We start from the raw sequence: 23,431 nt of genomic DNA on the forward strand, positions 1-23,431 counted from the left end.
TTGCGAAGTCGATCAGAAGGGGCATCTCCGCCGCGCTGCGGTCATGAAGCAAAGCCGCCGCTTATCCCCGTTAGGGTTGAGAGGCTGGTCAATCACCTCTGAGCTCCGTGACGCACTGCTGATGCCCTGCTGATCAAATTGTCGAAGCAAGTCGCGTGCCGGATAGGCGTACCCATGGCGCTGCACCAAGCAATGCCAGCCTGCACTAGGCCCGCCGCCGCTAAGTTGATGATCACCTGTCCATCATTCTTAGGACAACATCCGACAACCGACATCCACGGTCGGTTTTGTCGAGTCCGCGACATCGGGCTGTTCGGCCTGGCTGCTGCTGCACTGCCTTCCGGTCGACGAGCGAGGAGATCGCTCGCATGGCCCGGATTGAGCAACGACGCGATCCAGCGCAAGTGGTGCGGTCCCACAAGACCCGGCGGCGCTTGCGCTGTAGCGGGAACTTGAGTTCTGCATTTTTGCCGGGATTTTTGCATCTTTGGCATTTAAAGATTTGCATCACCGCAGGAGAGGGTCGTCTGCCCTCCTGCAAAGACAGTCAAACGACGGTTCCCAACCATTGTGTATATAGAAGCTGAATTTGGCAGCAAACCAGCAATGTTGATCAACCTCGCCGGAAATTGGGCTGCAATCCGCAGGGTTCCTGTAAGCATCTGCTGAAGTCGGATGGTTAGGGGCGTTTCAAGTACGTGGCGTCGCCTTGGAGAGGCTCTCCCACGCCAGTAGGTTCGTTCTCTGGCGCAAACTAGACGGGCCCTAGCCATCCCGGCTGTCTGGGAAAGGATCGCGCACTGCACTAGCGCTGCAAAAGCATCCAAGGCTCACAGCGACCAAACTGCTTCCGGCCGGGCAGATAAATGGCCACACCATATGCACCACATGGAGGATTGCACGCAAGTTTGGATGTCTAAACGCTTGTGCCCTCCGAAGGCAGAGGTCACAGGGTCGAATCCTGTCGGGTGCGCCAAAAACATCAGGGTCCATTCTGGACACATAGGTTACGGTTTATACCTATATGAGGAAGGTCAACGCGGACGCGGCCCGTCAAGATCACATTTTGCTACTCCGTCGGTTATAATGGCATCCATGGACTGAGCCCTATTGCATGACACGGCTCGTTACCCGAGCCTGATCCAACTTATATACGGTCGCTGTTCGAAGCAGCAGCACCAACATCCCGCGTGCGGCGGACAAGGGCTCAGCAAGACGAACCATACTGGAAGATCGGCATTTCGGGGCCATGTATAAACGCGGTTCGTCCCACCTGGATCTGCCAGGACTGATCGGGTCCTGGAAGATTGCAGAATTCAGTTTGGATAATGCATCAGGCGGTCTTCATGGCCACCCCTTCGATGACGACCCCCGCATGGACGTACTTCCACAGGGCGACGAGCAGTTTGCGGGCGAGCGCCACGATTGTTGTCTTCTTGAGACGGCCGCCATTCTGCTTAACCCTGTCCTCAAACCACAAGGCGAGCGCTGATCGCGGTTGATGGCGCACCCACAGCCAGGCCATCTGGATCAGCATCGTTCGCAGCCTGGGATTGCCGGCCTTTGAAACCCCTTGATCGTGATCGACCGAGCCGCTCTGCCAGGGTGTCGGCGCGAGGCCCGCATAGGCGGCAAGCTGTCGTCGGTTATCGAAGTGACGCGACAGCCCCTCCGACCAGAGGACGGCGGCGAATCCCGGCCCGATGCCTTTCAGGTTGAGCAGCATCGCCGGTGCTGGCGAGACCGCCTGCGCGGCAGCGAGCATGGCATCGCGCGCGGCATCGACAGCCTTGATCTGCTCCAGCAGAAGTTCGAGCCGGTCTAGTTCGCGACCGATCTGCATCTTCAGATGTCCGGGAAGCGGACGGCCGTCGCCGGTCTTAAGCTCCTCCAGCCGCTTTCGTCGGTCGCGGCGCAACGGCTCGTAGCCGGATACACCCTGGCTGAACAGCAGGCCCTTGATGCGGTTGACGTGTCGCACGCGCTCGTTCGTCAATGCCTTGCGCTCACGCGAGATACAGCGGCGGTCCTCTTCCTCGGGCATCGGTACTCGCAGCATCGCGCACACCCGTGGCTCACCTCTCTTATAGGCCAGCAATGCCCGAACCAGCGCTTCCCCGTCGATTTTGTCGGTCTTTGCCCGGCGCCGCCGGCGCGAGGTCGCAATCGACGCCGGATCGACGACGTGGCTTTCGATTCCCTCGGCCTGTAGCACGCGATGGATCCAGAAGCCGTCGAGCCCGGCCTCCTGGATCACGATGATCGGAAAGCTCCGCCCGGTCCGTGCCTCTGCCTTCCTGTTGAGCTCGGCAAACCGCGCCAGCATGCCGGCGACGTCGCTGGCCGCCACCATATGCTTCGACATCTTCTCGCCAGCGCCCGGCGACAGCGAGGTGATCCACCATTTTGAGAGACTGAGTTCCAACGAGACGAAGATTGCGCCAAGATCGGTACGGATAGCGGCCGGCACTTCGGATCGGGTAGCTGCGACGGGCATGCTTGCCTCCAGGGTGAGATGTTTAGCAACCTCACTTTGCCAGAGCGCAGGTCGCTATCCACCCCCTCATAGGATCTGGAGACATCCTGGAGGCTGACCAGTAGCGACAAGAAAGCCATCATCTAACCGGTAGCCCTTTCGACGCCTCCCCCCGTTTCGGATTGTGGTGTGAGGAGGGGTTCGCTCAACGGCAGGTTTTTTTGCAGGTCCCTTGAACGGCCGCCTCGATTGGTGGCTTGAAGGAAGGCGACAACCTGATTTCCTCAGACGTTGGTTTTCTAGGCGGGGCTTGCCCTGTCCAGCGCGCGCGTATGCGTGGCACGGATCGCGTTCAATTCTGTCAATATGCCCAGATTGGGACCCTCTATAAGGTCGTGGACAGTCACGATTTGGATGCGAGGGCGAAGCGCGTTTCCCAGGCATTAATGACCGCTCAGGTTCAGGAACGATGTGCAGGACTTTTAACACCCTCAACTATTGCTTGCGCCCCGGCATGCGTTCGGCGATGGTCTCAAGGGGGAGCATCGGTAAACTTCCGGGAGGGGTAGATGGAACAATCCAAATTCCGCAGAGCTTTTTTTGCGTTCCCCAGCAGCCCAGCCGATTTAACCCGAACAATATCTAGTGCTTGCTCTCAGGTGCAGCTGGTAACCAGCAAACTTACGGTAACTCCATGGCCAAGCATGGACGTATTCGGAGATAATATCCCCGATCGCATTCGGAGCCTTGTTGAGAAATCCGACACGCTTTTATGCGATATAACCTTTCCTAACATGAATGTTTACTATGAAATGGGCTTCGCGGTTGGGTCCGGTTGTTCGATCGCCCCCGTCGTCAACGTGTCATTTGCAGACGCAACAAAAAACGTAATGCAAGATGGGCTGTTTGACGTGATCGGGTTCCAAACCTACGAAAGTAGCAGCGGTCTGGTTTCGCTTTTTACGAAGCTGCCCTCGACGAGCTTGCTTGACCTATATGGCAAGCCTGTCAACGCGAGCCAGCCCTTATTTCTCATAGATCCCCTCAGAAAAACCGATTTCCGCAATTCGATTGTATCGAGCATAAAAGGTTCCAAGGTATTTTACAGGAGCCATGATCCTGTTGAGTCGCCGAGGTTTTCAGTGATTGCCATGATCGGCGAGGCAACTTCGTCATCGGGTATTATTGTACCGTTCTTAGGCGCAAATGTTGATGACGCGCCCCGCCATAATCTCCGCGCCTCCTTCCTTGCCGGCCTTTGCCACGGCCTGGGTCGGGAGACACTGTTAATCCAGCAAGATTCCACTGGCTCGCCCATACCGCTCGATTATCGAGAGGCTGTTACCACTGTGAGAAATGAAGAGGCGATAGAGGAGACGGTATCTCAATTTGCTAAAGCTGCAATAATAGCCATTCAGGGCTTGAGCACCCACCGAAACAAACCGCGGCGAAGCGACCTACAAAGGGTCAGCTTAGGCGCCTCTGCGGCCGAGAATGAATTCCGCACCTTAGAGAACTATTTCGTTGAGACATCAGAGTACGTCAGAACTCTTCGTGGAGAGTTAGGGATCGTTGCCGGTCGAAAAGGCTCTGGGAAAACCGCTATATTTTTTATGGTGCGCGACACGACGAGGACCCAAAAGAATTTCTTCGTAACCGACCTGAAGCCCGAGTCGCACCAGCTGAGCTTGTTTCGCCAAGAGTTACTCAAGCTCGTCGAGGTAGGTGTTTTTGATCATACATTGGCGGCCTTTTGGTACTTTGTTTTCTTGTCGGAGACGCTGTTCACGATCCGCAGGGGGTATGAACACAGACTGAAGTTTGACGGCCGTTCGGTGGCTATACTAACCGAGATTGATGCAGCCTTAGACCGATACGAGATCGTAGGCCAAGGGGATTTTACTTCCCGAATCAACCTCCTAAGCCGCCATCTTCTGCAAGAAATCGCGGCATTGAAGAGGAGCGGACAGGCCCTCAGTCCTGAGCGGTTAACGAACATTGTATTTCGTGGCGGCATCAATCAGATCAAGGCTCTGGTTGCCAAGTACACGGACCAGAAATCTCGGATGCTGGTCTTATTTGACAACATAGACAAGGGTTGGCCAGCAAACGGAGTGCAAAGTTTCGACATCAGAATGGTGCGGCTGATGATCGAGACCCTTGACAAAATACGTCGTGATTTCGCAGGAATCGACCGAGATTTTGCCAGTGTTGTTTTCCTACGCAACGACATTTACGAACTTCTGGTCGAGGACACGCCTGACCGTGGCAAGGGCGGACAAATTCGAATTGACTGGACGGATAGAGCAAAGCTCCGTCAGGTAATATTTAAGCGGCTGCAGTCATCGCAAAACAACATTAGTTCCAGCTTTCAGGAGCTGTGGCAGCGAACATTTTGCGACTCAGTTGGATCCAGGGATTCGTTCGAATATTGTGTCGACCATTGTCTAATGAGGCCCCGCTTCCTTATTAATATAGTAGAGAACTCGTTAGCGAACGCAATCAATCGGGGAAACGGCAAGGTTACCGAAACCGACATAGTCGATGCGGTGCGGCAGCATGCCAACCTTCTTGTCGAAGATTTTGGGTATGAGATCCGCGACGTCTCGGGGCTCTCGGCGGACATTCTATTCGCTTTTATCGGACAGCCGAAATTCTTGACGAAAGATAAAGTACTAGATGGGTTCCGAGCGTTTGGTCTAGATGATGACCAATCCGCGGAGGCATTTCGCCTGATGCTCTGGTACGGAGTATTGGGCTTTGGTCATCCGGACGGGCGCGAGAAGTACATCTATGACTACGAGTACAGCCTAAAAAGGCTGCTAGCTGAGGCTAGGATGGCAGGCTCTGACGCTGCCTACGCTATCAATGATGCTATCCATATTTCGATGGTCTGATAAAGAAGGCCGCACAAGGCGGCCTCTCATTCGTCCATGCCATTTCGGCGCGGGAACCTCGACTACGGTTACATGACAGCCTCACAAACCTGGCGCCAAAATCCACGACGCGTTTCTGTTCGCGTGAGGACCATAGCCAAGTCATATCACGTGCCGTAGGCTTTGGAAAGTGGGATTTATCTAGGCCAGAAAAATCCGGTGCAAGTCACCTGATCGTGTCGGCGACATAAGACGGGGCCGCAGCCAATTGCGCGGAGACCGCAGCGCTGGTGATACATGGAACGGGACAGAGCTGGTGAGCCCGCCTACGGCTGGGTACACCTACAGGTGCCTGCTGGCTCTCCGCATGGGGGTCACCAGCCGGTCAACTCCGGTTTCGAACCGCCAGACGGCGACGACGAATGATCGTGACCCTCGCCGGCCACGCGCCAAACAGTGCAGTTGCTGTTGCTCTCACGGGGCAATTGCTCAATCCATCGACCGCCGATCCGCGTTGCGGCATATCGCGCCAGATACTTCCCGAACCGCTTGAAAATGCGCCGCTCCGCTCGATGAAGCCGCCCAGCGCTTCCCTTAGAAGCGGACTATCAGCAACGCGCAGAGCTATTTCCCGCGTTGTGAAAGGCCCGTTCGGCAGCGCTTCGATGATCTCGGCAAGTTCATCCTTCTCCGGGTCCGCTGCTCGCTGAGCGGCGACATCGCCCCGACAATCAGCCAGCCCAAGCCAGATCAGGGAAGATCGCACCAGATCGCTCCAGTCTTCAAATCCGCCCATGGGCGAAGCTCTGTTAGGCGTGCCCGCCGACAGATAGGCGCGCTCGACGGTCAGTGCCGCCGCAACAAGTTCGGGCCGCTTGCGCATAGCGAGGTCTATTGCGTCGAACTCGAAACGCCGCTCCTCAGGGCGCTCGCACTTGGCGTCTAGCCGGATTTGGATCGTGCGTCGGTTCAAATCACCATAGACCGTGAGGTTGTTTCCCGTGGCGCAAATCAGGCTGGTGGCCGGAATGCGGACGTTCTTTGATGAGCCGAGCACGCGAACTTGGACCTCATCTTGCGTGAGCATCTGGCACAGTTGGTCGCTGCGCAGGATATGGGTAACGTTGTCGATGCTTAGGATCGGATCGCCAGCGAGCGCGCACGCCCCGATCCGTTTTTCAAGTTCCGCCTCGTCTGGCGTTGGTGTGATGACAGCCGCCCGCCGACCCGTTGCCATGACCGCCGCGACATCGACTACTAGGCTCTTGCCGGTGCCGGCAGAGGGGGCGGATACCGCGAACATAGGCGAAGTCTTCAGGCTAGGTCGCAGAACGCTCGTGATCAGCAGCGCCAGGGCAGCAGCGCGGTCGCTTTCGCTTTCGAAGGGAAGCGCGGCGATCGGTTCCGACAAGACGGCGAGGGCGTCCATGGCTTGCCGTTTGCACGGCGTTTCAGGGACATGCCTCCATAGGCGTTCACCCACAAGGAGCAAGCCGGTGTCCGCGTCGTACCCAGGTTCGCTGAGGACCGTACCGTCCATGCCGCAGCGTCGGCGCGCTGATAACTGCCTTCAGGCGCGGCATGGTCCAGTTGTGGCCTTTTCTCGCAAGGACCATTTTTGCCACCTCGGGCGGGCAGTCGCATGGGACGAAGTCATTGACCCGCAGATTGAACTTCATAAACAGTGCCGTTTCGGTCAGTACCTCGATAAGGGCGGCCTCAGTTAGGGCTGTGACGATCACCGATCCGTCAGGACGGCTAACATTCTCGCCCTGCTTGGCAACAGTTAGGGTCTGAGAGGGAGTGCGGTGGGTGACCGGGCGAACAAGTTCGTCTGCGCGCGAAAAAATACCAAAGTCCCGATTTGAGAGGACTGCGACGGCTTGATTGACCGCCCGGTGAATTTCGCGTTTCACCACCTTGATCAGGGGCTTGACGCGCGGCGGCTCAGCCTGGAGCGTGGAGACGATTTCAACCGGGCGCGGGCGCTCGACAGCCCCAGGTGGCGACCACGGCCTTGCGGTCGCGCGCATGAAGGCGTCAAGCTGATCATGTCCATCCGTCGCCGATGGCATCGGCGCAATCCCAGCCCTTCTTTGGCTGCTTGCCTTCCTGCCAGTCGGAAAAGGAATACGTTGAGCGTTCATTTGCATGCGACTAGATCGGATCGTCTTCCGATGCGAGGTACGGGATGGCGGCAAGCTCCGCCTTCGCGCAGTCGTCGCAAATCTCATCAAGGGTTTGACCGGCCGCCAGGGCTGGCTTGATAGTGAGAGCGTCAGCTGGCTCTATCGCCTCAGCGGGGACGGGCTTCGCGTGGGGGCGAGGAAACGGGATCACGTTGTCCCCGACGATCCGGTGTCCAGTCCTCGCGCAGAAAACTATGTCTTCGGCCATGGTGATCACGCAGCAGCGCTGGTCGACGCTATCGATTCCGAAGTGATGCTGTTCGCCCACCGATCCAATTCAGAAACGTCATAGACGACCCGGCGCGTACCAGCCTTTCGGAAGACCGGCCCACCTCCGATCACGGCGAGCTTTGCCAGCGTGCCGTTGGATCGGCTGATGCCGTGCCGTTCCCTGAGATAGAGCGAAGCCTCAGCGCGCGTTAGGCGGGGAGGAATATTCGCGAAGGTCAACATTGGTCATGCCTTTCTTTCGATTACCTGAGATGACTTTTCGTGACCAATGGTTGTGTCCACCAATCGGAAAACTGCAATAACATCAATGATCGCGAACTAGGCTGATAATTTTTCGCGCATTGCCGGATGATCAATTACAGTCGCACTCCGCGTTTCGCCCATCATCCGCGATACTTCATCGGCGACTTTGTCGGCGGCGGCTGTCAGCACGGCGTCGACGCGTGCCACATAGCCGGCTGTGACGCCACCGGCAGAATGACCGAGCAGCGCGGCCATGTCGGGAGCGTCATGCCTAAGCCGTCCGCTGTTGTCGCAAAGCCATGCCGCAAACCGTGCAGCGTCAGATCGCCAGCGCATCGCGGTCGGCTTCGTCCAGGTCGGCATAGCGCACGATCCGCAAATAGGCCTTCGGCAAACCACCAAACCGGTGCATCGGCCTTGCGTTCGGAAGCACAAAGTCGCCCTTCTCTTTGCGTTCTCGGATCGACAGGAGTAGATCGACAGCGGCCCGGCTCAACGGGCGAACGCTCTCCCCGGTCTTGCTGTCCGTTAGGTGCAGGCAGCGGCCACTCAGATCGACTTCGGCCCAGCGCAGGCCGATGACTTCGCCACGCCTCATGCCGGTCAGGGCCGCAAGCCGAACCGCAGTGACAGCCTGCCAGGGTTCAGCGTTCGCCTCAGCTTCCGCGAGCGCTCGATCAAGCGCAGCATACTTCGCAGGGAAATCGGAGAGCTTGCGTTTGCCATCTGCCGGCAGGCGAAGGCCATGTGCCGGGTTCCGCTCGATCAGGCCAAGCGAGACCGCATGAGTGATGATGCCCGACAGCAAGCCAATAGTCCGCTTCGCCGTTCCCTGTCCTCCTGTAACGATGGCGCGCCCGCGCTTCTTACTGATCTTTACGTTCGCGGCGGTCTTGCCCGCCTTCACTGACACAAAGAACGCCCGAACGTCTGAGGGCTTCACGTACGACACGATGCGCCAGCAGGTACGTCCGGGAAGAGGCGCATTGCTGCCATTCGAAAAGGGGACAATGAAGGTCGCCAATGGTGAAGGTTTTTCGATGCGGGCCGCGGCGTGACAGTGGCGGCTGGCCTGTGTCGGCCCGCGTTGAAAACCTCCCAAGGAGGAGGCCGCGGGGGCTGGGTGCAGCCTATGGGGAAAGCGTGCGGCTGGCGGTGACCGGCGGGCACAACAGCAGCAATCGGGGTGGCGCAACAACGGCCAATGATGTGATGAGGGCTGGTCCTTGAGGCCGTCTGCCGTTGTGTCTCGGCGATTTTGCGGTGTTCGGCAAAGCCTGACGCAAACCGGCGCCACCCCGGAGCGCACCGCAGATCCGGGCCGGCCTTGGCTGATGTGGCATGCATTTCGTCATGCGGCCTTTTCCCTCGGTGGCGCCCGGGATCTGGGTTGCTGGCCACGGCGGAATATCTCGACGATGCGCATCGGGCCGCCGCAGTCCGGGCATGGCTCCCTCAGGGTGAGCGGGGTGATCTCGGCGCTTGGCGCTTCATCTGGCGATGGCGTTTCCGCCCCGAGCAATTTCCTGATCTTCGTGACAATGGCCTTACGGCCTGCTGCGGCCAGCAGGCCGTAATGGCGGATGCGGTGGAACCCGTCGGGCAGCACGTGAATCAGGAAGCGGCGAATGAACTCGTCGGTGGCCAGCCTCATCACCTTGTGACGGTCACCGTTCTTGATCCGGTAATCCTTCCAGCGCAAGGTGACGGTCTCGGCATTGGCGCGGATCAGGCGGCTGTTCGAGATCGCCACGCGATGGGTGTAGCGGCTGAGATAGGCCAGCACGGCCTCGGGACCGCCGAACGGTGGCTTGGCGTAGACGACCCATTCGGATTTGCGTAGCGGCGCGAGCCAGGCGGCGAAGGTGTCAGCCTGTGCAAGCCCGGCCAGTTCCCCGAAGAAGGCCAGATCGCCTGATTGATGCAGCGCCATCAGGCCTTCCAGAAAGAGCCGTCGGAACAGCCGCGACAGGACCCGCACGGACAGAAAGAACCCGGGGCGGCAGCCGATCCACCGCGTGCCATCCGGCGACAGTCCCCCTCCGGGCACGATGATATGGACATGAGGGTGATGCGTCAGCGCCGATCCCCATGTGTGCAGCACGCTGGTCATGCCGATGCGTGCGCCGAGCCGCTTGGGATCGGCCGCGATCGTGCTCAGCGTCTCGGCCGATGCCCGAAACAGCAGGTCATAGACAGCCTTCTTGTTCCAGTAGGCGATCTGAGCGATCTCGGCAGGCAGGGTGAAGACCACGTGGAAATATTCCACGGGCAGCAGATCCGCGGCGCGGGCGGCCATCCAATCCCGCGCCGCAGGTCCCTGGCACTCACATGGGCGGACTCGGGTCAACCGGATTGTGGTACGGCTTCATGGATTATCTCCTGGAGTTGCTACGGATCCGAGGTTGAGCCTGTTTCCAATACGAGCATTTCTGGCTCGGTTGAAACTCACATACGGTCGCCGCCCCAGGGCGGCTGCACCCTTATCCCGCATACGGCGGCTAGGCTCAGGAGGACGTGACCATTCTTAGGGGCGGTTGTTGAGACCATATGCCAGGCCGGTTCGTCCACCTGGATCCGCCGGGGCTGATCAGGCCCCGTCAGATGGCGAAAGAGGTTTGGTTGGCTTCAGATCAGGTCGGCTTTATGATGGCGCCCTCCATCACCACTCCGGCGGTCGCATACTGCCACAGTGCGACCAGCAGTTTACGTGCCAAGGCGACGATTAGCGGCTTACGCAGCCGCCCACCGTGGCGCTCGACCCGCTGTTTGAACCACTGGCTGAGGGCCGAGTCTGGTTGGTGTCGCAGCCACAGCCAGGCCATCTGCACCATCGTTCCTCTCAGCCGCGGATTGCCCGCTTTTGAGACGCCTTGCTCATGATCGACAGAACCGCTCTGCCAGGGCGTTGGCGCAAGCCCGGCATAGGCCGCAAGCTGCCTTCGATTGTCGAAATGACGATAAAGACCTTCAGACCAGAGTACGTTGGCGAACTCAGCGCCCACCCCCTTCAGCTGCAGCAGTCTCACCACCGGCGCCGGGTCGTTCGCCTTGGCTCGATCCAACAGCAGATCGTCGCGCGCCGCCTCGACCTTTTGCAACTGCTCCAGGATCAGCTCAAGCCGGTCGAGCTCACGCACAACCTGTGCCTTCAGGTGGAAAGGTAAGGCGCGACCATCACCCGTTTGCAGATCCTTGAGCCTGGCGCGTCGGTCGCGACGCAGCGGCTCATAGTCACCGACGCCCTGGGCGAACAGCAGCCCCTTGATCCGGTTGACGTGCTCCACCCGCTCGGCGATCAGCGTCTTGCGCTCCCGGCAGAGTCGGCGGCGATCCTCTTCCTCGGGGGTCGGCGGCCTGACCATGGAGCAGACCCGCGGCTCGCCACGCTTGTAGGCCAGCAAGGTCCGTACCAGGGTCTCGCCGTCGATCTTATCGGTCTTCGCCCGTCGGCGCCGCCGTGACACCAGGATCGAGGCGGCGTCGACCACGTGGCTCTCGATCGCTTCGCCCTGAAGCACCCGATGGATCCAGAAGCCGTCTAGTCCAGCTTCCTGAATGACAATAATCCGGAAGCGCTCGCCGGTTCGTGCCCGAGCCTTTTCCTGGAGCGTCGCAAACAGCTCCAGGAGTCCCGCAACGTGCCCGCCCCGCAGAGAATGCTTGGACATCTTCTCCCCGCCACCCGGCGACAGTGAAGTGATCAGCCAACTTGATCGAGACAGTTCCATCGAAACAAAGATCGCGCCAAGATCAATGCGGATAGCGGCCGGTTCCGGCCGATTTGCAACCTGTTGCATTGTCGTCTCCAGAATGAGTGGGTTTAGCAACGCCATTCTGCCGACGGCAGGTCGCTATCCACCAGCCCATAGGATCTTCGGACAGTGCCGGTTCTTGCAGGAATTATAGGCGATGTGGTTATGCCCGCACTTGGTGCAAGCCGCCACATGCCCGCCGAGCGCCTCGGTTCGGCAGGCTTCAATCGCCGACATGACCTTGAGCTGGGCCAGGCTGACATGCCCGGCATTGGCCCGCCGCCACGCGGAGCCGTAGGTGCGAAAGATGTCAGCGATCTCCAGCGTGGCCCGGGCCACGTGACCGGGGCGCTACTCCAATCCGCGTCGGAGCGTTTGGTCCTGAAGCTTCTTCAACGCCTCGAACGGGCTGACCGTGCCGCGGATCGTCTTGGTGGCAACGTGGGCATAGATCGCGGTGGTATTGAGCCGGGCATGCCCGAGCAGGACCTGAATGACCCTAACATCGGTGTTCGCTTCCAGGAGATGCGTGGCGAAGCTGTGCCGCAACGTGTGCAGCGTTGCGGGTTTGCCGATCCCGGCCATGTTTTTGGCCGAGGTGAAGGCGCGGTTGAGCTGCCGCGGCGAGATCGGGTTGATCCTGGGTTTGCCGGGAAACAGCCAGCCCTGCGGCCGCGCCTCGCGCCAGTAGGCGCGCAAGAGCTCCAGCAGCCCGGGCGACAGCATGACCTTGCGGTCCTTTTGCCCCTTGCCCTGTTCGACATGGATCAGCATCCGGTTACCGTCGATGTCGCCGATCTTGAGGTTACAGACCTCTGACGCCCTTAGCCCGGCCCCATAGGAGATGCTGAGCGCCGCTCGATATTTGAGGCCCGGCCCCGGGGCCGCCATCAGAAGGTCGGAAACCTCCTCGACGCTGAGCACCACGGGCAGCTTCCGCGGCTGGCGGCGAAACTGCATATGCCGCTTCATGTCCTCACGCCCGCAGGTGGTGCCGAAAAAGAACCGCAGCGCCACGATGCGGGCATTGAATGTCGTGGGTGTCACCCCGGCATTCGTCATGTGCAGCTGGTAGGCGCGCAGGTCATCAGGTGTGGCGGTGTCCGGAGATCGCTTCAGAAACCTGGCGAAATCCTTGATGGCTCGGATATGAGCCTGCTGGGCTTTGTCGCCCATTCCGCGGATGCGCATGTCTTCGATCATCCGCTCGCGCAGCGGGGTGGTCCTCTCCTCCGTCATGGGAACCTCCTGTCTGATGGTTGAGAAGACCCCAATCGTCAGCCAGGACCGCAAACCCACAAATGCACGGCGTTCAGATCATTGCCGCACCCTCACCACGGGCGCCAGTGCCGCGCGAGCGGCTTCGTCCTTGGGTCAATACGCGACGGTCCTGATGGCGATCCTGTGGTCCGGACATGGCGCGCTGTGCTCGTTCCCGCCGATTCGAACGCCAAGGTTCTAACCCAGCCCGCTGTTGAGATGACGTTGGTGTTGCCTAACCTCGCTAGAGCACGCCATCTCATCTTCGGAAGCGACGACAACTATAACGTGAGCCACCGTCCGAAAAAATTTGACAGCTGCCCTGTTGTACGAGACAATTCCAGCAAGTCTTCCGACGGGGTCGGCGACCTTCCCATCAATTCTAACTTAAAGGTGTACCATGTCGTACTCGCATGTCCCGTCGGCTCCGAATACTGCCGATCCGCTTGCGAAATTTCGTTGCTCTATTGATCCTGCCAAACTTATCGCTGTCTCCTCCAGTGAAAGAGACGCCGTTTACCAATATGATTTGATAATCGCACAGTGGCGTGCCGAGCTCAGCACCATTGAGCACGAGATCTCAACTTCTGCTGAGGGTCCGGTCAAATTCGCGCTGCTCCGACGCAAAAATGAGCTGTGCGCCATAATTGGAGCACTCTTCCAGTTTGTTCGCCCGTTTCAACATTGATTGGCGACTTCCACGGCGGCCAGCTCCCGCCTACGGCCGCTGGCGGAACTTGCGTTCGCACTGATGCAGAAAGGTCGTTCCACCCGAGAAAATTTCGCAATGTTTTTGGGAGAAACGATGCAGAACTCAAGTTCCGCCTACATGCGCGCGATGATCGAAACTATCAACAAGCTCGAGCCGCGCTTACGGTTCGGCGCTGATGGCGTATGCGTTGTATGCAGCCGCTGCAAGGATTTCTGGTTAGACGGCGATGCACTCGTGCGCAGCGGTCCGGCCGACGACGAGCTTGACTGTATCGATGCGGACAATTCCGGCGTGCACACCTGACCGTCCGTATGCGCTACGACGGCAAGCTCTATCGCACAGCGCGAGCCGCTGTCGGAACGTGGTGCCGAGTCCTATGGCGGCCGGTTCAATCCGATGGCCTGTCGGCTCTACACATCCCTGTCGGTCGGACCGGAACGCGTGGCAGACTCTCGGCCAGAAACCGCCAGTCGCTGCGCTCGCGTTCGCCTTCCTTGCGCGTGCCGAAGAACTGGATGATCATGTTGCCGTCGGCGCCATAGGCTTCAATGGACGTGACGTGACCGTCCCTCGTCGGCTTGCGCACGGCCCAGACCTCGCGGATGTGATGGGTCCTAAGATGCAGATGGAAGGTCTCGTCGAGCACATTGATCCGCGGCCCGATCTGCTTGACCGACTTGATCGGGCCGGAATGGATCTGGATGCAACCACGATTGCCGACAAAGCACATGATCGGCATCTCGTCTTCGGCCGCCTGTTGGAACAGGGCGCCAACGGCATCATTGTCGAGCAGCCAGGCGTAATCCTCGTCGGCCATACGCATCGCCTGGCAGCGGCTGAGCTTCAGTGTCTTCAACATATGGTAGAACTGATGCACGTCGCTCAGCCGGCTCCAGTGCTCGCGTAGGTCGTCGACCGTGGCGGCTTGGTCTGGACTCACTGCGTTATCGCGCGCCCCGCTCGCCTCGACCGATATGATCGGATCCTGGTCGGAGGATACGAGCTCTGCCGCCAGATTCTGATAGGCATGCAGGTTCGAGGCGGGCCTGAGATGCACTTTGTGCATCGCCTCGCCGGTGGCATCAAAGAATTGCAGGCTGCGGCGGATCTCGGCTCCCTCGCGCTTCTCGACGGCGAAGCCATACGCCCACGCTTTCGGGAAGATGCGCAGGTCGATCTCGTCGCCGAGCACCATGGCATGCGGGTTGCCGGTGACCACTTTGTCGTAAACGCCGATCTTTTGGTGCACGGCACTTTCGTTGCGGGTGAGCGCCATCACCTCGCCGACCGCTTCGAGGCCGGTCAGCAGATCATCGACGCGCGGCTCGATGCGCACCGCGCCGTGACCACAATGCGCCGCGACCAATTCGGCTTCCGAAATGCCCAATCGAGCGGCGAGATCATGCTCCCGGATTTTCGGATTGTCTTCGCACGCCCGCCGGATTTCGTCCGGCGACGGTTTCTCGCGCTGGTCCATGTCTTACCCCTGCTTCCACCTACGTGTGAGGATCAGCTGCCCTGCCGGTGAATCTTCAGCCGATAGGGCGCGCCGTAATGCTCGACCCTGATCTGCTGCTGGCCCGTGAACAAAGTGTCGCTGGACAGCGTGCGCACGTCGTCGCACCCGCGCGAAAACCGGGGGTGCTATCGGAGCGGCGAGACCCGAGTGACACGAGCAGGCACATGCCGATGGAATCACATCGAGCCGGTCGGTGGCCACCGGGCGGTGGTGAGCGATTGTGGGTGTTGTCGCAATCGGCCAATCGGTCATTCGGATGCCACGGGCGGCGCTGCTTTGCCAAACAAAGCGTGTCTGACCCAGTCCTGACATGTTGCTCCCTTGCTTCGCCGCATCGATCGCGAGGGCACCCACGACACGATTGTGGATCGGCAGTCTCTTGCCGCCTCGCCAGTGGAGCTTCAAAAACCGTGCCAATTGCGCCGAAGCAAGCTCAGAGGGAGTCTTCTGTAATGGTCATTGGTTTAATGTGAGTTCAGCCAACAACTCAGGCCCAACATCCCGCGTGGCGGACCCGACAAACCCGACAGTACGTGTCGGTTGGCCGACACCTTCGCAGCAATGGACTCACAAGAACCACCGCAGGGTCAGAGATGCCGCGCTGTGTTGAAACGGTTTTCGCTTTGGCACGGTGCATGCAGCGTGATGCGCAAGCAGGTCCCGGACTGAGGAGAATGGAGCCATGATTACGCTCACCGAAAACGCTGTTGCCGCCATCAAGACTGCTCTTTCCCGCGCCAGCGAGCCGGCGGAAGGCTTTCGCATCATGGTCCAGGCCGGCGGCTGCGCCGGCTTCAAATACTTAATGGGCCTGGAGAGCGTGTCGCGCGAGGGCGACGCGATCACCGAGACAGATGGGATCAAGCTGTTCGTGGACGCGGGCTCCCAACCCCATGTCGCCGGCATGACCGTCGACTTCCTCACCGGGCTCGAATCTTCCGGCTTTGTCTTCGATAACCCCAACGCGCGCGAGAAGTGCGGCTGCGGCAAGTCCTTCAGTTGATCGCCCGAAGCGCCTGTGCGGGTCCATGAAGCGATTGCCGACACCGGACTCTTTTGCGGAAGAGGAGGCTTACATGGCCGGCACAACAGATGTCCCCGTCCTCAAGAACAAGGCAAGGTCAAAGCCGATCTCGGGACCGGCAATCGCTTCCGGTAGGATGCAAAGAACGTCGCCTGCCGAAACAGTTCGGTTCCTGGTGGCACCCGAGCTGCTGGCGACCAAATCGCGCCGCTGCGCCAAATTCGGCTTATCGATAACGTTGTCGTGTTCGGGCGTCCTTGCCTGCGGGCTGACGGCGGCGACTGCGGACTTGTCCATGTCGACGCCGATCCGGTCTACGTCAAACTCTCGGGCGTCTGCGCCGGCTGCCAGTTCGGGCCCATCATCATCAACGGCATACGCCAGAGCCTCAATGAGGCGGTCGCGCGCTCGCGTCATTCCGGTCAACTGAGGATCGCACATGAAACCTGTCTACCTCGACAACAACGCAACCACACGGGTCGATCCTGAGGTCGTGCAAGCGATGTTGCCGTTCTTTAGGGATCAATTCGGCAACCCTTCGTCGGCGCACGCTCTTGGCGCCTCAGTCAGTGCGGCGGTGAGAAAGGCGCGGAGGCAGTTGCAAGCTCTGATCGGCGCGGAGTTCGACGATGAGATCACCTTCACCTCGGGTGGGACAGAAAGCGACAATGCAGCGCTTCTTTCGGCGCTCGAGGCGGCGCCCAACCGAACCGAGATCGTGACGTCCGCGGTCGAGCATCCCGCCGTGCTGACGCTCTGCGCGCATCTTGAGAAGACCCGCCGCGTCAAGGTGCACAGGATCCCGGTGGATTGCCGCGGCCGGCTCGACCTCGACGCCTATATGGCCGCCCTCACCCCACAGGTGGCAATCGTCTCGATAATGTGGGCGAACAATGAGACTGGTGTGATCTTCCCCGTGGCCAGGCTTGCCGAGTTGGCCAAGGAAGTGGGCGCCCTTTTCCATACCGATGCTGTGCAGGCGGTCGGCAAGCTTCCGATGGACCTGAAGTCGACTGCAATCGACATGCTGTCGCTCTCCGGCCACAAGCTGCACGGGCCGAAAGGGATCGGCGCGCTTTTCGTAAAACGTGGCGTCAATTTCCACTCGCTGATCAAGGGGGGCCACCAAGAACACAACCGGCGTGCTGGCACCGAGAATACGCCCGGCATAGTCGGGCTCGGCATGGCGGCCGAACTCGCCTTGAAATTCATGGACGACGAGACCACACGGGTAAAGTCGCTCCGCGACCGTTTAGAGGACGGGATTCTCCAGCGCATCCCAAGCACCTGTGTCACTGGAGATCCCCTGGAACGGTTGCCCAACACCGCAAACATCTCCTTCGAACATGTCGAAAGTGATGGAATTCCACTCCTCCTCAGCCGCGTGGGCATCGCGTGTTCCTCCGGCTCTGCCTGCACCTCCGGCTCTCTGGAACCGAGCCATGTCCTGAGCGCGATGAAAACGCCACACGCGGCAGTCCGCTTCTCCTTGGCGCGGGACAACGGCGAAGCGGACGTCGACCGGGTGCTCGAGGTCATGCCGGCAATGGTGGAGAAGCTGCGTGGCTTTCCCAGTTCTGGGCCGGGTAAGCGAAGGTCCGAAGACGTTCAATCCGGTCTATGCCTGAGCGGCAGCAGAACCGGCTACCGTTCATGACCCGTCATGTCTTTCTCAACGATACGACCTTGCGCGATTGCGAGCAGGCGCCCGGCGTCGCCTTTACCACGACGGAAAAGCAGGAGATCGCCGAGTCTCTTGCGGCGGCCGGCGTCACAGAGATCGAGATCGGCACGCCGGTCATGGGCGCCGACGAGATCGAAACAATTCGCGCCGTGGTCGCGCGGTGTCTCCCGGTTCGGCTCATGGCCTGGTGCCGGATGACGTCGCTGGATCTCGATGCAGCGATCGAGAGCGGCGTCCACGCCGTCAATCTATCGCTGCCTGCGTCGGACATCCAACTTGCCGCCAAGCTCGGCCTCGATAAGGCGGGAGCGCTCCAGGTCATCGAACATAGGGTGAGGCGCGCAGCCGCCGCCGGCTTCTTCGTCGCGGTGGGCTGCGAGGATGCCTCGCGGGCCAATCGGGATCATCTCGCCCGCGTCATCGAGACGGCTGCACACGCCGGCGCAAGCCGCGTCAGGCTAGCCGACACAGTCGGCGTTCTCGACCCGTTTTCGACCTTCGAACTTGTCGTCCAGCTTGTGGCGCAGTCTCCAATCGACCTTGAATTTCATGCGCACAACGATCTCGGACTTGCTGCCGCCAACACGCTGGCCGCAATCCGCGCAGGCGCGCGCCATGCGTCCGTCACCGTCCTGGGGCTCGGCGAGCGTGCGGGCAATGCCGCGCTGGAAGAGGTGGCCGCCGCGATGGCGGTCTTCGACGGCGCGGATACCGGCATCGAGCTGACCGCATTGCCCGACCTCGCCGCCCAGGTGGCTTGGGCCGCCCGCCGGCAGACCGCGGCCATTAAGCCGGTCGTCGGCGCCGATGTTTTCACCCACGAATCCGGCATTCACGTCGCAGGGCTGCTAAAGGACTCGCGTACTTATCAAGGGCTCGATCCGGCTCTCGTGGGCCGCTGCCGGCGTATCGTCATCGGCAAGCATTCCGGCGCCACTGCGATTGCCCATGTGCTGAGCGAAAGCGGTCGCGATCTCGACCCGGATCTGGCAGCCGCGATGGTGGCCCGCGTCCGGCGCGAGGCGGCCGAGACCAAATCGACCGTCACTGCAACTCAACTGGTCGAGCTCTACGATGGAATGTGCAGCGAGGCATCCCTCGCGGAGCTGTGCGGGTCCAGGTCAGCCGTGCGCGAGCGCACCGACACCACAGGTTTCCGACCAGGGAGAATGCAATGAATTGTTCCGCTGACAGCCGCCCTATCGATGTCACCGACATCCTCGCACGACTGAAGCGCCTGTCCGCTGCGGAGGAGTTCTTCGCAGTCCTTGGCGTCTCCTATGATCCGAAGGTGCTGAATGTCTCGCGGCTCCATATCATGAAGCGCGTGGGCCAATACCTTGCCGAAGAAGATTTCTCCGGTCTGCCCGACCAGGTGATTGCCGCGCGGGTGCGCGCGACGCTCGAACGCGCTTACGAAGACTTCGCGATTTCCTCGCCGCTCTCGCATCGGGTCTTCAAGGTGCTCAAAGACCACGATCCGAACAAACCTGCCACGCCGGGCCGCACCTTTGTCCCGTTCGACTCCGTACTGAAGCGGTTCGGACAGGAATGACCGCGACACGGGTTGCGACGCGACAATGTCGAGAAGCCGACAAATCCGTCAGCACCACGGCGCCCTCGGAAGCAACCAAGCGAAGTTCTAGGAATAGGGGGCAGCGCAAAACAGTTGGCACAAATGATGCGCTCCAAAGAGATAACCGCCAAGCCCGCATCCGGACAGGAGCCTAGAGAAACCGCCAATGCACATTGTAATCTGCATCAAGCAGGTGCCGGACTCGGCACAGATAAGGGTCCATCCGGTGACGAACACGATCATGCGCCAGGGTGTTCCGACTATCATCAACCCTTACGACCTGTTCGCCCTCGAAGAAGCCCTCAGGCTGCGCGACGCCTATGGTGGCGAAGTCACCGTGCTCACTATGGGTCCGCCCATGGCAGAGGACGCGCTGCGCAAGGCGCTCGGTTACGGCGCCGACCGAGCGGTGCTCTTGACCGACCGCTATTTTGCCGGCTCCGACACGCTGGCGACCTCGTTCGCCCTTTCCCAGGCAATCGCGAAGGTTGGCGAGACGTTCGGCACGCCAGACCTCGTCTTCACTGGCAAGCAGACGATCGATGGCGACACCGCCCAGGTCGGGCCCGGCATCGCCAAGCGCCTCGGACTCCTGCAACTGACCTATGTCGCGAAGATCGCCTCTATTGACCTTGCTGCACGCGAGATCAAGGTCGAGCGCCGCTCCGAAGGCGGCACACAGATGCTGAAGAGCAGGCTCCCTTGCCTCATCACCATGCTGGAAGGCACAAACGAGATCCGCCGGGGCTCGATCCAGGACGCCCTGTGCGCCGCGCGCAGCCTGGTCTTGAAATGGAGTGCGGCCGACGCCGGCATTGAGGATCTCACCAAATGCGGCCTGCGCGGTTCACCAACGGTCGTCAAGCGCGTTTTCGCCCCTCCTGCGCGGGCGGAAAAGGCGGCAAAAATCGACACCGCCGAGATGGCTTTGCGCGATGTCGCTGACGAACTCATCACGGCAATCTTCACCCGCCAGCCGGCGTTGGAACATGAGCTCGCCTTCAACGGCGGCGCGTGAGAGGGCAAGGATCAGACGATGTCGAACGCGAACCGAGAAACCCCTCGCCCTGCCGCCGGCCGTGCCGGCATAAAGAAGGAGCTGCCCGCGCATTTCAGGGACTACCGGCACGTTTGGGTTTGCATCGAGCTCGAACGCGGTCAGGTCCATCCCGTATCATTCGAACTGCTCGGCGAAGGCCGCAAGTTAGCAGACAAGCTTCAGGTCCAGCTTGCGGGCGTCGTGCTTGGACCGCCGGGAGAGGCCATCGGGAACGCCGTTGCCGAAGCCTTCGCTTATGGTGCCGACCTGGTCTACATCGTCGAGGAGCCGCTGCTCGCCGACTACAGGAACGAGCCTTTCACCAAGGCGATGACGGATCTGGTCGATACCCACAAACCCGAGATCCTTCTTCTCGGTGCCACCACACTCGGCAGGGATCTTGCCGGCTCCGTGGCGACGACCTTGCAGACAGGGCTCACGGCCGACTGCACCGAACTCGATGTGGATACCGACGGTTCGCTCGCCGCCACCCGTCCGACTTTCGGCGGTTCCTTGTTGTGCACGATCTATACGCTCAATTTCCGCCCCCAGATGGCGACAGTGCGACCGAGGGTCATGCCCATGCCGCAGCGGGCGGATAAACCGGTCGGGCGTGTCATCCGGCACAAGCTCTCGGTAGCCGAGGACGAGATCGTTACCAAAATCCTCGGCTTCCTGCCGGATAGTCAGTCGGCAAAGGCAAATCTTGCCTATGCCGACGTCGTGGTTGCGGGAGGCCTCGGTCTAGGCGCGGCGGAGAACCTGCAGCTTGTGAAGAATCTCGCGCGGGCAATTGGTGCCGAGCATGGCTGTTCGCGCCCGTTGGTCCAGAAGAGCTGGATGCCGGCTGATCGGCAGATCGGCCAAACTGGCAAGACCATCCGGCCGAAGCTTTACATAGCGGCTGGGATTTCCGGCGCCGTCCAGCATCGGGTTGGCGTCGAGGGGGCGGATCTCATCGTGGCCATCAACACCGACCCGAACGCGCCGATTTTCGATTTCGCTCACCTCGGGATCGTCACCGACGCGATCCGCTTCCTGCCCGCACTGACGGAAGCCTTCACCCGGCGGCTGTCGCCCCACAGTCGCGATAAGCTTGCGAGCTAAGGGATGGACATGATTGAGGAACAATTCGACGCCATTGTTATTGGGGCCGGCATGTCCGGAAACGCAGCTGCTTACACCATGGCCAGTCACGGCCTGAAGGTGCTGCAGTTGGAGCGGGGTGAATATCCGGGGTCCAAGAATGTCCAGGGTGCCATCATGTACGCGAACATGCTGGAGAAGATCATCCCGGATTTCCGGGACGATGCGCCTCTCGAGCGGCATTTGGTTGAACAGCGGCTTTGGGTGATGGACGACACATCCCACACCGGGATTCACTATCGGTCGGACGACTTCAATGAGGCGAAGCCCAACCGCTACACGATTATCCGTGCCCAGTTCGATAAATGGTTTTCGCGTAAGGTGCGCGAGGCCGGCGCGACGGTTCTGTGCGAGACGACCGTGACGGAACTCATCCGTGACGCCAAGGACAGGGTGATCGGCGTCCGCACAGACCGGGCCGGCGGAGCCATCTACGCGGACGTGGTCGTTCTCGCAGAAGGTGTCTGCGGACTGCTTGGCACGCGGGCCGGCCTGCGCGAGATGCCGAAGCCGCAAACCGTGGCGCTCGCCGTCAAGGAAATGCATTTCCTGCCCGAAGAGGTCATTGAGCAGCGGTTCGGCCTCAAAGGCGATGAAGGCTGCGTGATCGAGGCGGTGGGCACGACCTCCCGCAGCATGGCCGGGCTCGGCTTCCTCTACACCAACAAGGAGTCGATCTCACTGGGCATTGGCTGCCTCGTCTCCGATTTCGCCGCGATGGTCGAGAGCCCTTACGTCCTCCTCGACGCCTTAAAAACCCATCCTTCGATCCGGCCGCTGATCGCCGGCTCGGAAGTGAAAGAATATTCCGCGCATCTCATTCCCGAAGGCGGCTACAAGGCTATTCCGCAGCTCTTTGGCGACGGTTGGGTCGTGGTCGGCGATGCCGCGCAACTGAACAACGCCATTCACCGCGAGGGTTCGAACCTCGCCATGACCTCCGGCCGCATCGCGGCTGAGGCAATCATCGAGGTCAAGAGCCGCAACGGTCCTATGACCAAACGGAATCTCGCCCTTTACAAAGCCATGCTGGACAAGTCCTTCGTGGTCAAGGACCTAAGGAAATACAAAGACATGCCGGCCTTGCTCCACACCAATTCCTGCAATTACTTCACGGCTTATCCGCGGTTGATGTCGCAAGCCGCGCAGAACTTCATGCGTGTCGACGGCACGCCGAAGATCGAGAAGGAAAAGGCGACCACGGCGGCCTTCATCAAGGCGCGCTCGCGCTGGGGGTTGGTCAGCGACGCGGTCCGCCTTGCATTGGCGTGGCGCTGAGGGGAGACGAAATGACGATCGCAGTGACGAAGTCACGTGTCGAGGACAAGCTTTACCAGAACCGCTACTTGGTGGATTCCGGCCGTCCGCATATCAAAGTGCTACCGCACGAGAGGCCAAGCGCGAACTTGCTCGCGCTGACCCACGTCTGCCCCGCGAAATGTTATGAGTTGAACGACAAAGGTCAAGTGGAGATCACTGCCGACGGCTGCATGGAGTGCGGCACCTGCCGGATTTTGTGCGAGACCAGTGGCGAGATCGAGTGGAACTATCCACGCGGCGGTTTCGGAGTCCTCTTCAAATTCGGATGACCGACGCACGCACGTATCAAGAGGGTTAGTCTTGGTACACCTGAGGTCGCGACCAACGCCAAGTCTCATCTTTGCTTGAATCGCCTCGCAACGAAGAGAAGCTCGTGAATAC

Annotated in this window: 22 protein-coding genes and 2 pseudogenes; 11 read left to right on the forward strand and 13 right to left on the reverse strand. The window is 60.1% G+C overall.

The genetic code is table 11. The features are described 5' to 3' along the window. Nucleotides 1-1,333: 1,333 nt before the first annotated feature. Nucleotides 1,334-2,497, reverse strand: coding sequence for an IS110 family RNA-guided transposase (locus NKJ23_RS25745; RefSeq protein WP_352683251.1), 1,164 nt, complete (start codon nucleotides 2,495-2,497; stop codon nucleotides 1,334-1,336). A 548-nt stretch (nucleotides 2,498-3,045) separates the two neighbouring features. Between NKJ23_RS25745 and NKJ23_RS25750 the strand changes: the two genes are divergently transcribed. Then, the gene (locus tag NKJ23_RS25750; protein WP_352457002.1) at nucleotides 3,046-5,373 is read left to right on the forward strand and encodes a P-loop ATPase, Sll1717 family; all 2,328 of its coding nucleotides are present in this window, start codon (nucleotides 3,046-3,048) and stop codon (nucleotides 5,371-5,373) included. Between the two features lie 364 nt (nucleotides 5,374-5,737). Here NKJ23_RS25750 and NKJ23_RS25755 read toward each other — a convergent pair whose 3' ends face one another. From NKJ23_RS25755 to NKJ23_RS25795, 9 genes and pseudogenes are all read right to left on the reverse strand, one after another. Then, nucleotides 5,738-6,781 (reverse strand): hypothetical protein, encoded by a 1,044-nt coding sequence (locus NKJ23_RS25755; protein ID WP_352683253.1) that lies wholly within the window; start codon nucleotides 6,779-6,781, stop codon nucleotides 5,738-5,740. Nucleotides 6,782-6,827: 46 nt separating this feature from the next. Further along, entirely contained in the window at nucleotides 6,828-7,427 is a 600-nt protein-coding gene (locus NKJ23_RS25760; RefSeq protein WP_352683256.1) for a hypothetical protein, read from the reverse strand. 82 nt (nucleotides 7,428-7,509) lie between these two features. Beyond that, on the reverse strand, nucleotides 7,510-7,809 hold the full coding sequence (locus NKJ23_RS25765) for a hypothetical protein (protein ID WP_352683258.1): 300 nt from the start codon (nucleotides 7,807-7,809) through the stop codon (nucleotides 7,510-7,512). Between the two features lie 281 nt (nucleotides 7,810-8,090). Next, on the reverse strand, nucleotides 8,091-8,270 hold the full coding sequence (locus NKJ23_RS25770) for a hypothetical protein (RefSeq protein WP_352457006.1): 180 nt from the start codon (nucleotides 8,268-8,270) through the stop codon (nucleotides 8,091-8,093). Between the two features lie 64 nt (nucleotides 8,271-8,334). Further along, complete coding sequence (locus NKJ23_RS25775) at nucleotides 8,335-9,039, reverse strand: tyrosine-type recombinase/integrase (protein WP_352683259.1); 705 nt, start codon at nucleotides 9,037-9,039, stop codon at nucleotides 8,335-8,337. A 327-nt stretch (nucleotides 9,040-9,366) separates the two neighbouring features. After that, nucleotides 9,367-10,359: pseudogene (locus NKJ23_RS25780) on the reverse strand (IS91 family transposase); the annotation flags it as partial. A 289-nt stretch (nucleotides 10,360-10,648) separates the two neighbouring features. Beyond that, entirely contained in the window at nucleotides 10,649-11,815 is a 1,167-nt protein-coding gene (locus tag NKJ23_RS25785; RefSeq protein WP_352671193.1) for an IS110 family RNA-guided transposase, read from the reverse strand. 75 nt (nucleotides 11,816-11,890) lie between these two features. Continuing rightward, a pseudogene (locus NKJ23_RS25790) lies at nucleotides 11,891-12,109 on the reverse strand (transposase zinc-binding domain-containing protein); the annotation flags it as partial. Between the two features lie 12 nt (nucleotides 12,110-12,121). Then, on the reverse strand, nucleotides 12,122-13,009 hold the full coding sequence (locus tag NKJ23_RS25795) for a tyrosine-type recombinase/integrase (RefSeq protein ID WP_352683261.1): 888 nt from the start codon (nucleotides 13,007-13,009) through the stop codon (nucleotides 12,122-12,124). Between the two features lie 826 nt (nucleotides 13,010-13,835). Here NKJ23_RS25795 and NKJ23_RS25800 point away from each other — a divergent pair. Then, on the forward strand, nucleotides 13,836-14,045 hold the full coding sequence (locus NKJ23_RS25800) for a hypothetical protein (protein ID WP_352683263.1): 210 nt from the start codon (nucleotides 13,836-13,838) through the stop codon (nucleotides 14,043-14,045). Between the two features lie 85 nt (nucleotides 14,046-14,130). Here NKJ23_RS25800 and NKJ23_RS25810 read toward each other — a convergent pair whose 3' ends face one another. After that, complete coding sequence (locus NKJ23_RS25810; RefSeq protein ID WP_352683265.1) at nucleotides 14,131-15,219, reverse strand: hemin-degrading factor; 1,089 nt, start codon at nucleotides 15,217-15,219, stop codon at nucleotides 14,131-14,133. Between the two features lie 32 nt (nucleotides 15,220-15,251). Continuing rightward, complete coding sequence (gene hemP, locus NKJ23_RS25815) at nucleotides 15,252-15,356, reverse strand: hemin uptake protein HemP (RefSeq protein WP_023678236.1); 105 nt, start codon at nucleotides 15,354-15,356, stop codon at nucleotides 15,252-15,254. 587 nt (nucleotides 15,357-15,943) lie between these two features. Here hemP and NKJ23_RS25820 point away from each other — a divergent pair. Next, a complete protein-coding gene (locus NKJ23_RS25820) occupies nucleotides 15,944-16,264 on the forward strand; it encodes a HesB/IscA family protein (RefSeq protein WP_352667630.1) in 321 nt (106 codons plus the stop codon). A 69-nt stretch (nucleotides 16,265-16,333) separates the two neighbouring features. On the opposite strand, the gene NKJ23_RS25825 is transcribed toward NKJ23_RS25820, so the two are convergent. Next, on the reverse strand, nucleotides 16,334-16,582 hold the full coding sequence (locus NKJ23_RS25825; RefSeq protein ID WP_352667743.1) for a hypothetical protein: 249 nt from the start codon (nucleotides 16,580-16,582) through the stop codon (nucleotides 16,334-16,336). On the opposite strand from NKJ23_RS25825, the gene NKJ23_RS25830 reads away from it, so the two are divergent. From NKJ23_RS25830 to NKJ23_RS25865, 8 genes are all read left to right on the forward strand, one after another. Continuing rightward, nucleotides 16,529-16,774 (forward strand): NifU family protein, encoded by a 246-nt coding sequence (locus NKJ23_RS25830; RefSeq protein WP_352683267.1) that lies wholly within the window; start codon nucleotides 16,529-16,531, stop codon nucleotides 16,772-16,774. The two genes, NKJ23_RS25825 and NKJ23_RS25830, sit on opposite strands and share 54 nt — an antisense overlap. After that, entirely contained in the window at nucleotides 16,725-17,942 is a 1,218-nt protein-coding gene (gene nifS, locus NKJ23_RS25835; RefSeq protein WP_352683270.1) for a cysteine desulfurase NifS, read from the forward strand. Before NKJ23_RS25830 ends, nifS begins: the two co-directional genes overlap by 50 nt. Continuing rightward, the gene (gene nifV / locus NKJ23_RS25840) at nucleotides 17,939-19,147 is read left to right on the forward strand and encodes a homocitrate synthase (RefSeq protein ID WP_352683272.1); all 1,209 of its coding nucleotides are present in this window, start codon (nucleotides 17,939-17,941) and stop codon (nucleotides 19,145-19,147) included. Before nifS ends, nifV begins: the two co-directional genes overlap by 4 nt. Beyond that, nucleotides 19,144-19,524: a nitrogenase stabilizing/protective protein NifW gene (gene nifW, locus NKJ23_RS25845; RefSeq protein ID WP_352480507.1), complete on the forward strand. Its 381-nt coding sequence runs from the start codon at nucleotides 19,144-19,146 to the stop codon at nucleotides 19,522-19,524. The genes nifV and nifW overlap by 4 nt, the downstream gene beginning before the upstream one ends. Nucleotides 19,525-19,711: 187 nt before the next feature. Next, entirely contained in the window at nucleotides 19,712-20,563 is an 852-nt protein-coding gene (locus NKJ23_RS25850) for an electron transfer flavoprotein subunit beta/FixA family protein (protein ID WP_352639912.1), read from the forward strand. Between the two features lie 18 nt (nucleotides 20,564-20,581). After that, on the forward strand, nucleotides 20,582-21,691 hold the full coding sequence (locus NKJ23_RS25855; protein WP_352683274.1) for an electron transfer flavoprotein subunit alpha/FixB family protein: 1,110 nt from the start codon (nucleotides 20,582-20,584) through the stop codon (nucleotides 21,689-21,691). A 9-nt stretch (nucleotides 21,692-21,700) separates the two neighbouring features. Next, a complete protein-coding gene (locus NKJ23_RS25860; RefSeq protein ID WP_023678244.1) occupies nucleotides 21,701-23,008 on the forward strand; it encodes an FAD-binding protein in 1,308 nt (435 codons plus the stop codon). 11 nt (nucleotides 23,009-23,019) lie between these two features. Continuing rightward, nucleotides 23,020-23,319 (forward strand): ferredoxin family protein, encoded by a 300-nt coding sequence (locus NKJ23_RS25865; RefSeq protein WP_352480510.1) that lies wholly within the window; start codon nucleotides 23,020-23,022, stop codon nucleotides 23,317-23,319. The last annotated feature ends 112 nt before the right edge of the window (nucleotides 23,320-23,431 follow it).

The organism is Mesorhizobium sp. M0184 (assembly GCF_040322215.1).
GTDB lineage: Bacteria > Pseudomonadota > Alphaproteobacteria > Rhizobiales > Rhizobiaceae > Mesorhizobium.

Coding starts and splice junctions, on each gene's coding strand:
- NKJ23_RS25760 (WP_352683256.1), bottom strand. CDS start 7,427: ATGCCATCGGCGACGGATGGACATGATCAGCTTGACGCCTTCATGCGC.
- NKJ23_RS25825 (WP_352667743.1), bottom strand. CDS start 16,582: ATGGACAAGTCCGCAGTCGCCGCCGTCAGCCCGCAGGCAAGGACGCCC.
- NKJ23_RS25800 (WP_352683263.1), top strand. CDS start 13,836: ATGCAGAACTCAAGTTCCGCCTACATGCGCGCGATGATCGAAACTATC.
- NKJ23_RS25755 (WP_352683253.1), bottom strand. CDS start 6,781: ATGGACGCCCTCGCCGTCTTGTCGGAACCGATCGCCGCGCTTCCCTTC.
- NKJ23_RS25770 (WP_352457006.1), bottom strand. CDS start 8,270: ATGGCCGCGCTGCTCGGTCATTCTGCCGGTGGCGTCACAGCCGGCTAT.
- NKJ23_RS25865 (WP_352480510.1), top strand. CDS start 23,020: ATGACGATCGCAGTGACGAAGTCACGTGTCGAGGACAAGCTTTACCAG.
- NKJ23_RS25860 (WP_023678244.1), top strand. CDS start 21,701: ATGATTGAGGAACAATTCGACGCCATTGTTATTGGGGCCGGCATGTCC.
- NKJ23_RS25820 (WP_352667630.1), top strand. CDS start 15,944: ATGATTACGCTCACCGAAAACGCTGTTGCCGCCATCAAGACTGCTCTT.
- NKJ23_RS25810 (WP_352683265.1), bottom strand. CDS start 15,219: ATGGACCAGCGCGAGAAACCGTCGCCGGACGAAATCCGGCGGGCGTGC.
- nifW (WP_352480507.1), top strand. CDS start 19,144: ATGAATTGTTCCGCTGACAGCCGCCCTATCGATGTCACCGACATCCTC.
- NKJ23_RS25750 (WP_352457002.1), top strand. CDS start 3,046: ATGGAACAATCCAAATTCCGCAGAGCTTTTTTTGCGTTCCCCAGCAGC.
- NKJ23_RS25745 (WP_352683251.1), bottom strand. CDS start 2,497: ATGCCCGTCGCAGCTACCCGATCCGAAGTGCCGGCCGCTATCCGTACC.
- NKJ23_RS25855 (WP_352683274.1), top strand. CDS start 20,582: ATGTCGAACGCGAACCGAGAAACCCCTCGCCCTGCCGCCGGCCGTGCC.
- nifS (WP_352683270.1), top strand. CDS start 16,725: ATGAAACCTGTCTACCTCGACAACAACGCAACCACACGGGTCGATCCT.
- NKJ23_RS25795 (WP_352683261.1), bottom strand. CDS start 13,009: ATGACGGAGGAGAGGACCACCCCGCTGCGCGAGCGGATGATCGAAGAC.
- NKJ23_RS25785 (WP_352671193.1), bottom strand. CDS start 11,815: ATGCAACAGGTTGCAAATCGGCCGGAACCGGCCGCTATCCGCATTGAT.
- NKJ23_RS25850 (WP_352639912.1), top strand. CDS start 19,712: ATGCACATTGTAATCTGCATCAAGCAGGTGCCGGACTCGGCACAGATA.
- nifV (WP_352683272.1), top strand. CDS start 17,939: ATGACCCGTCATGTCTTTCTCAACGATACGACCTTGCGCGATTGCGAG.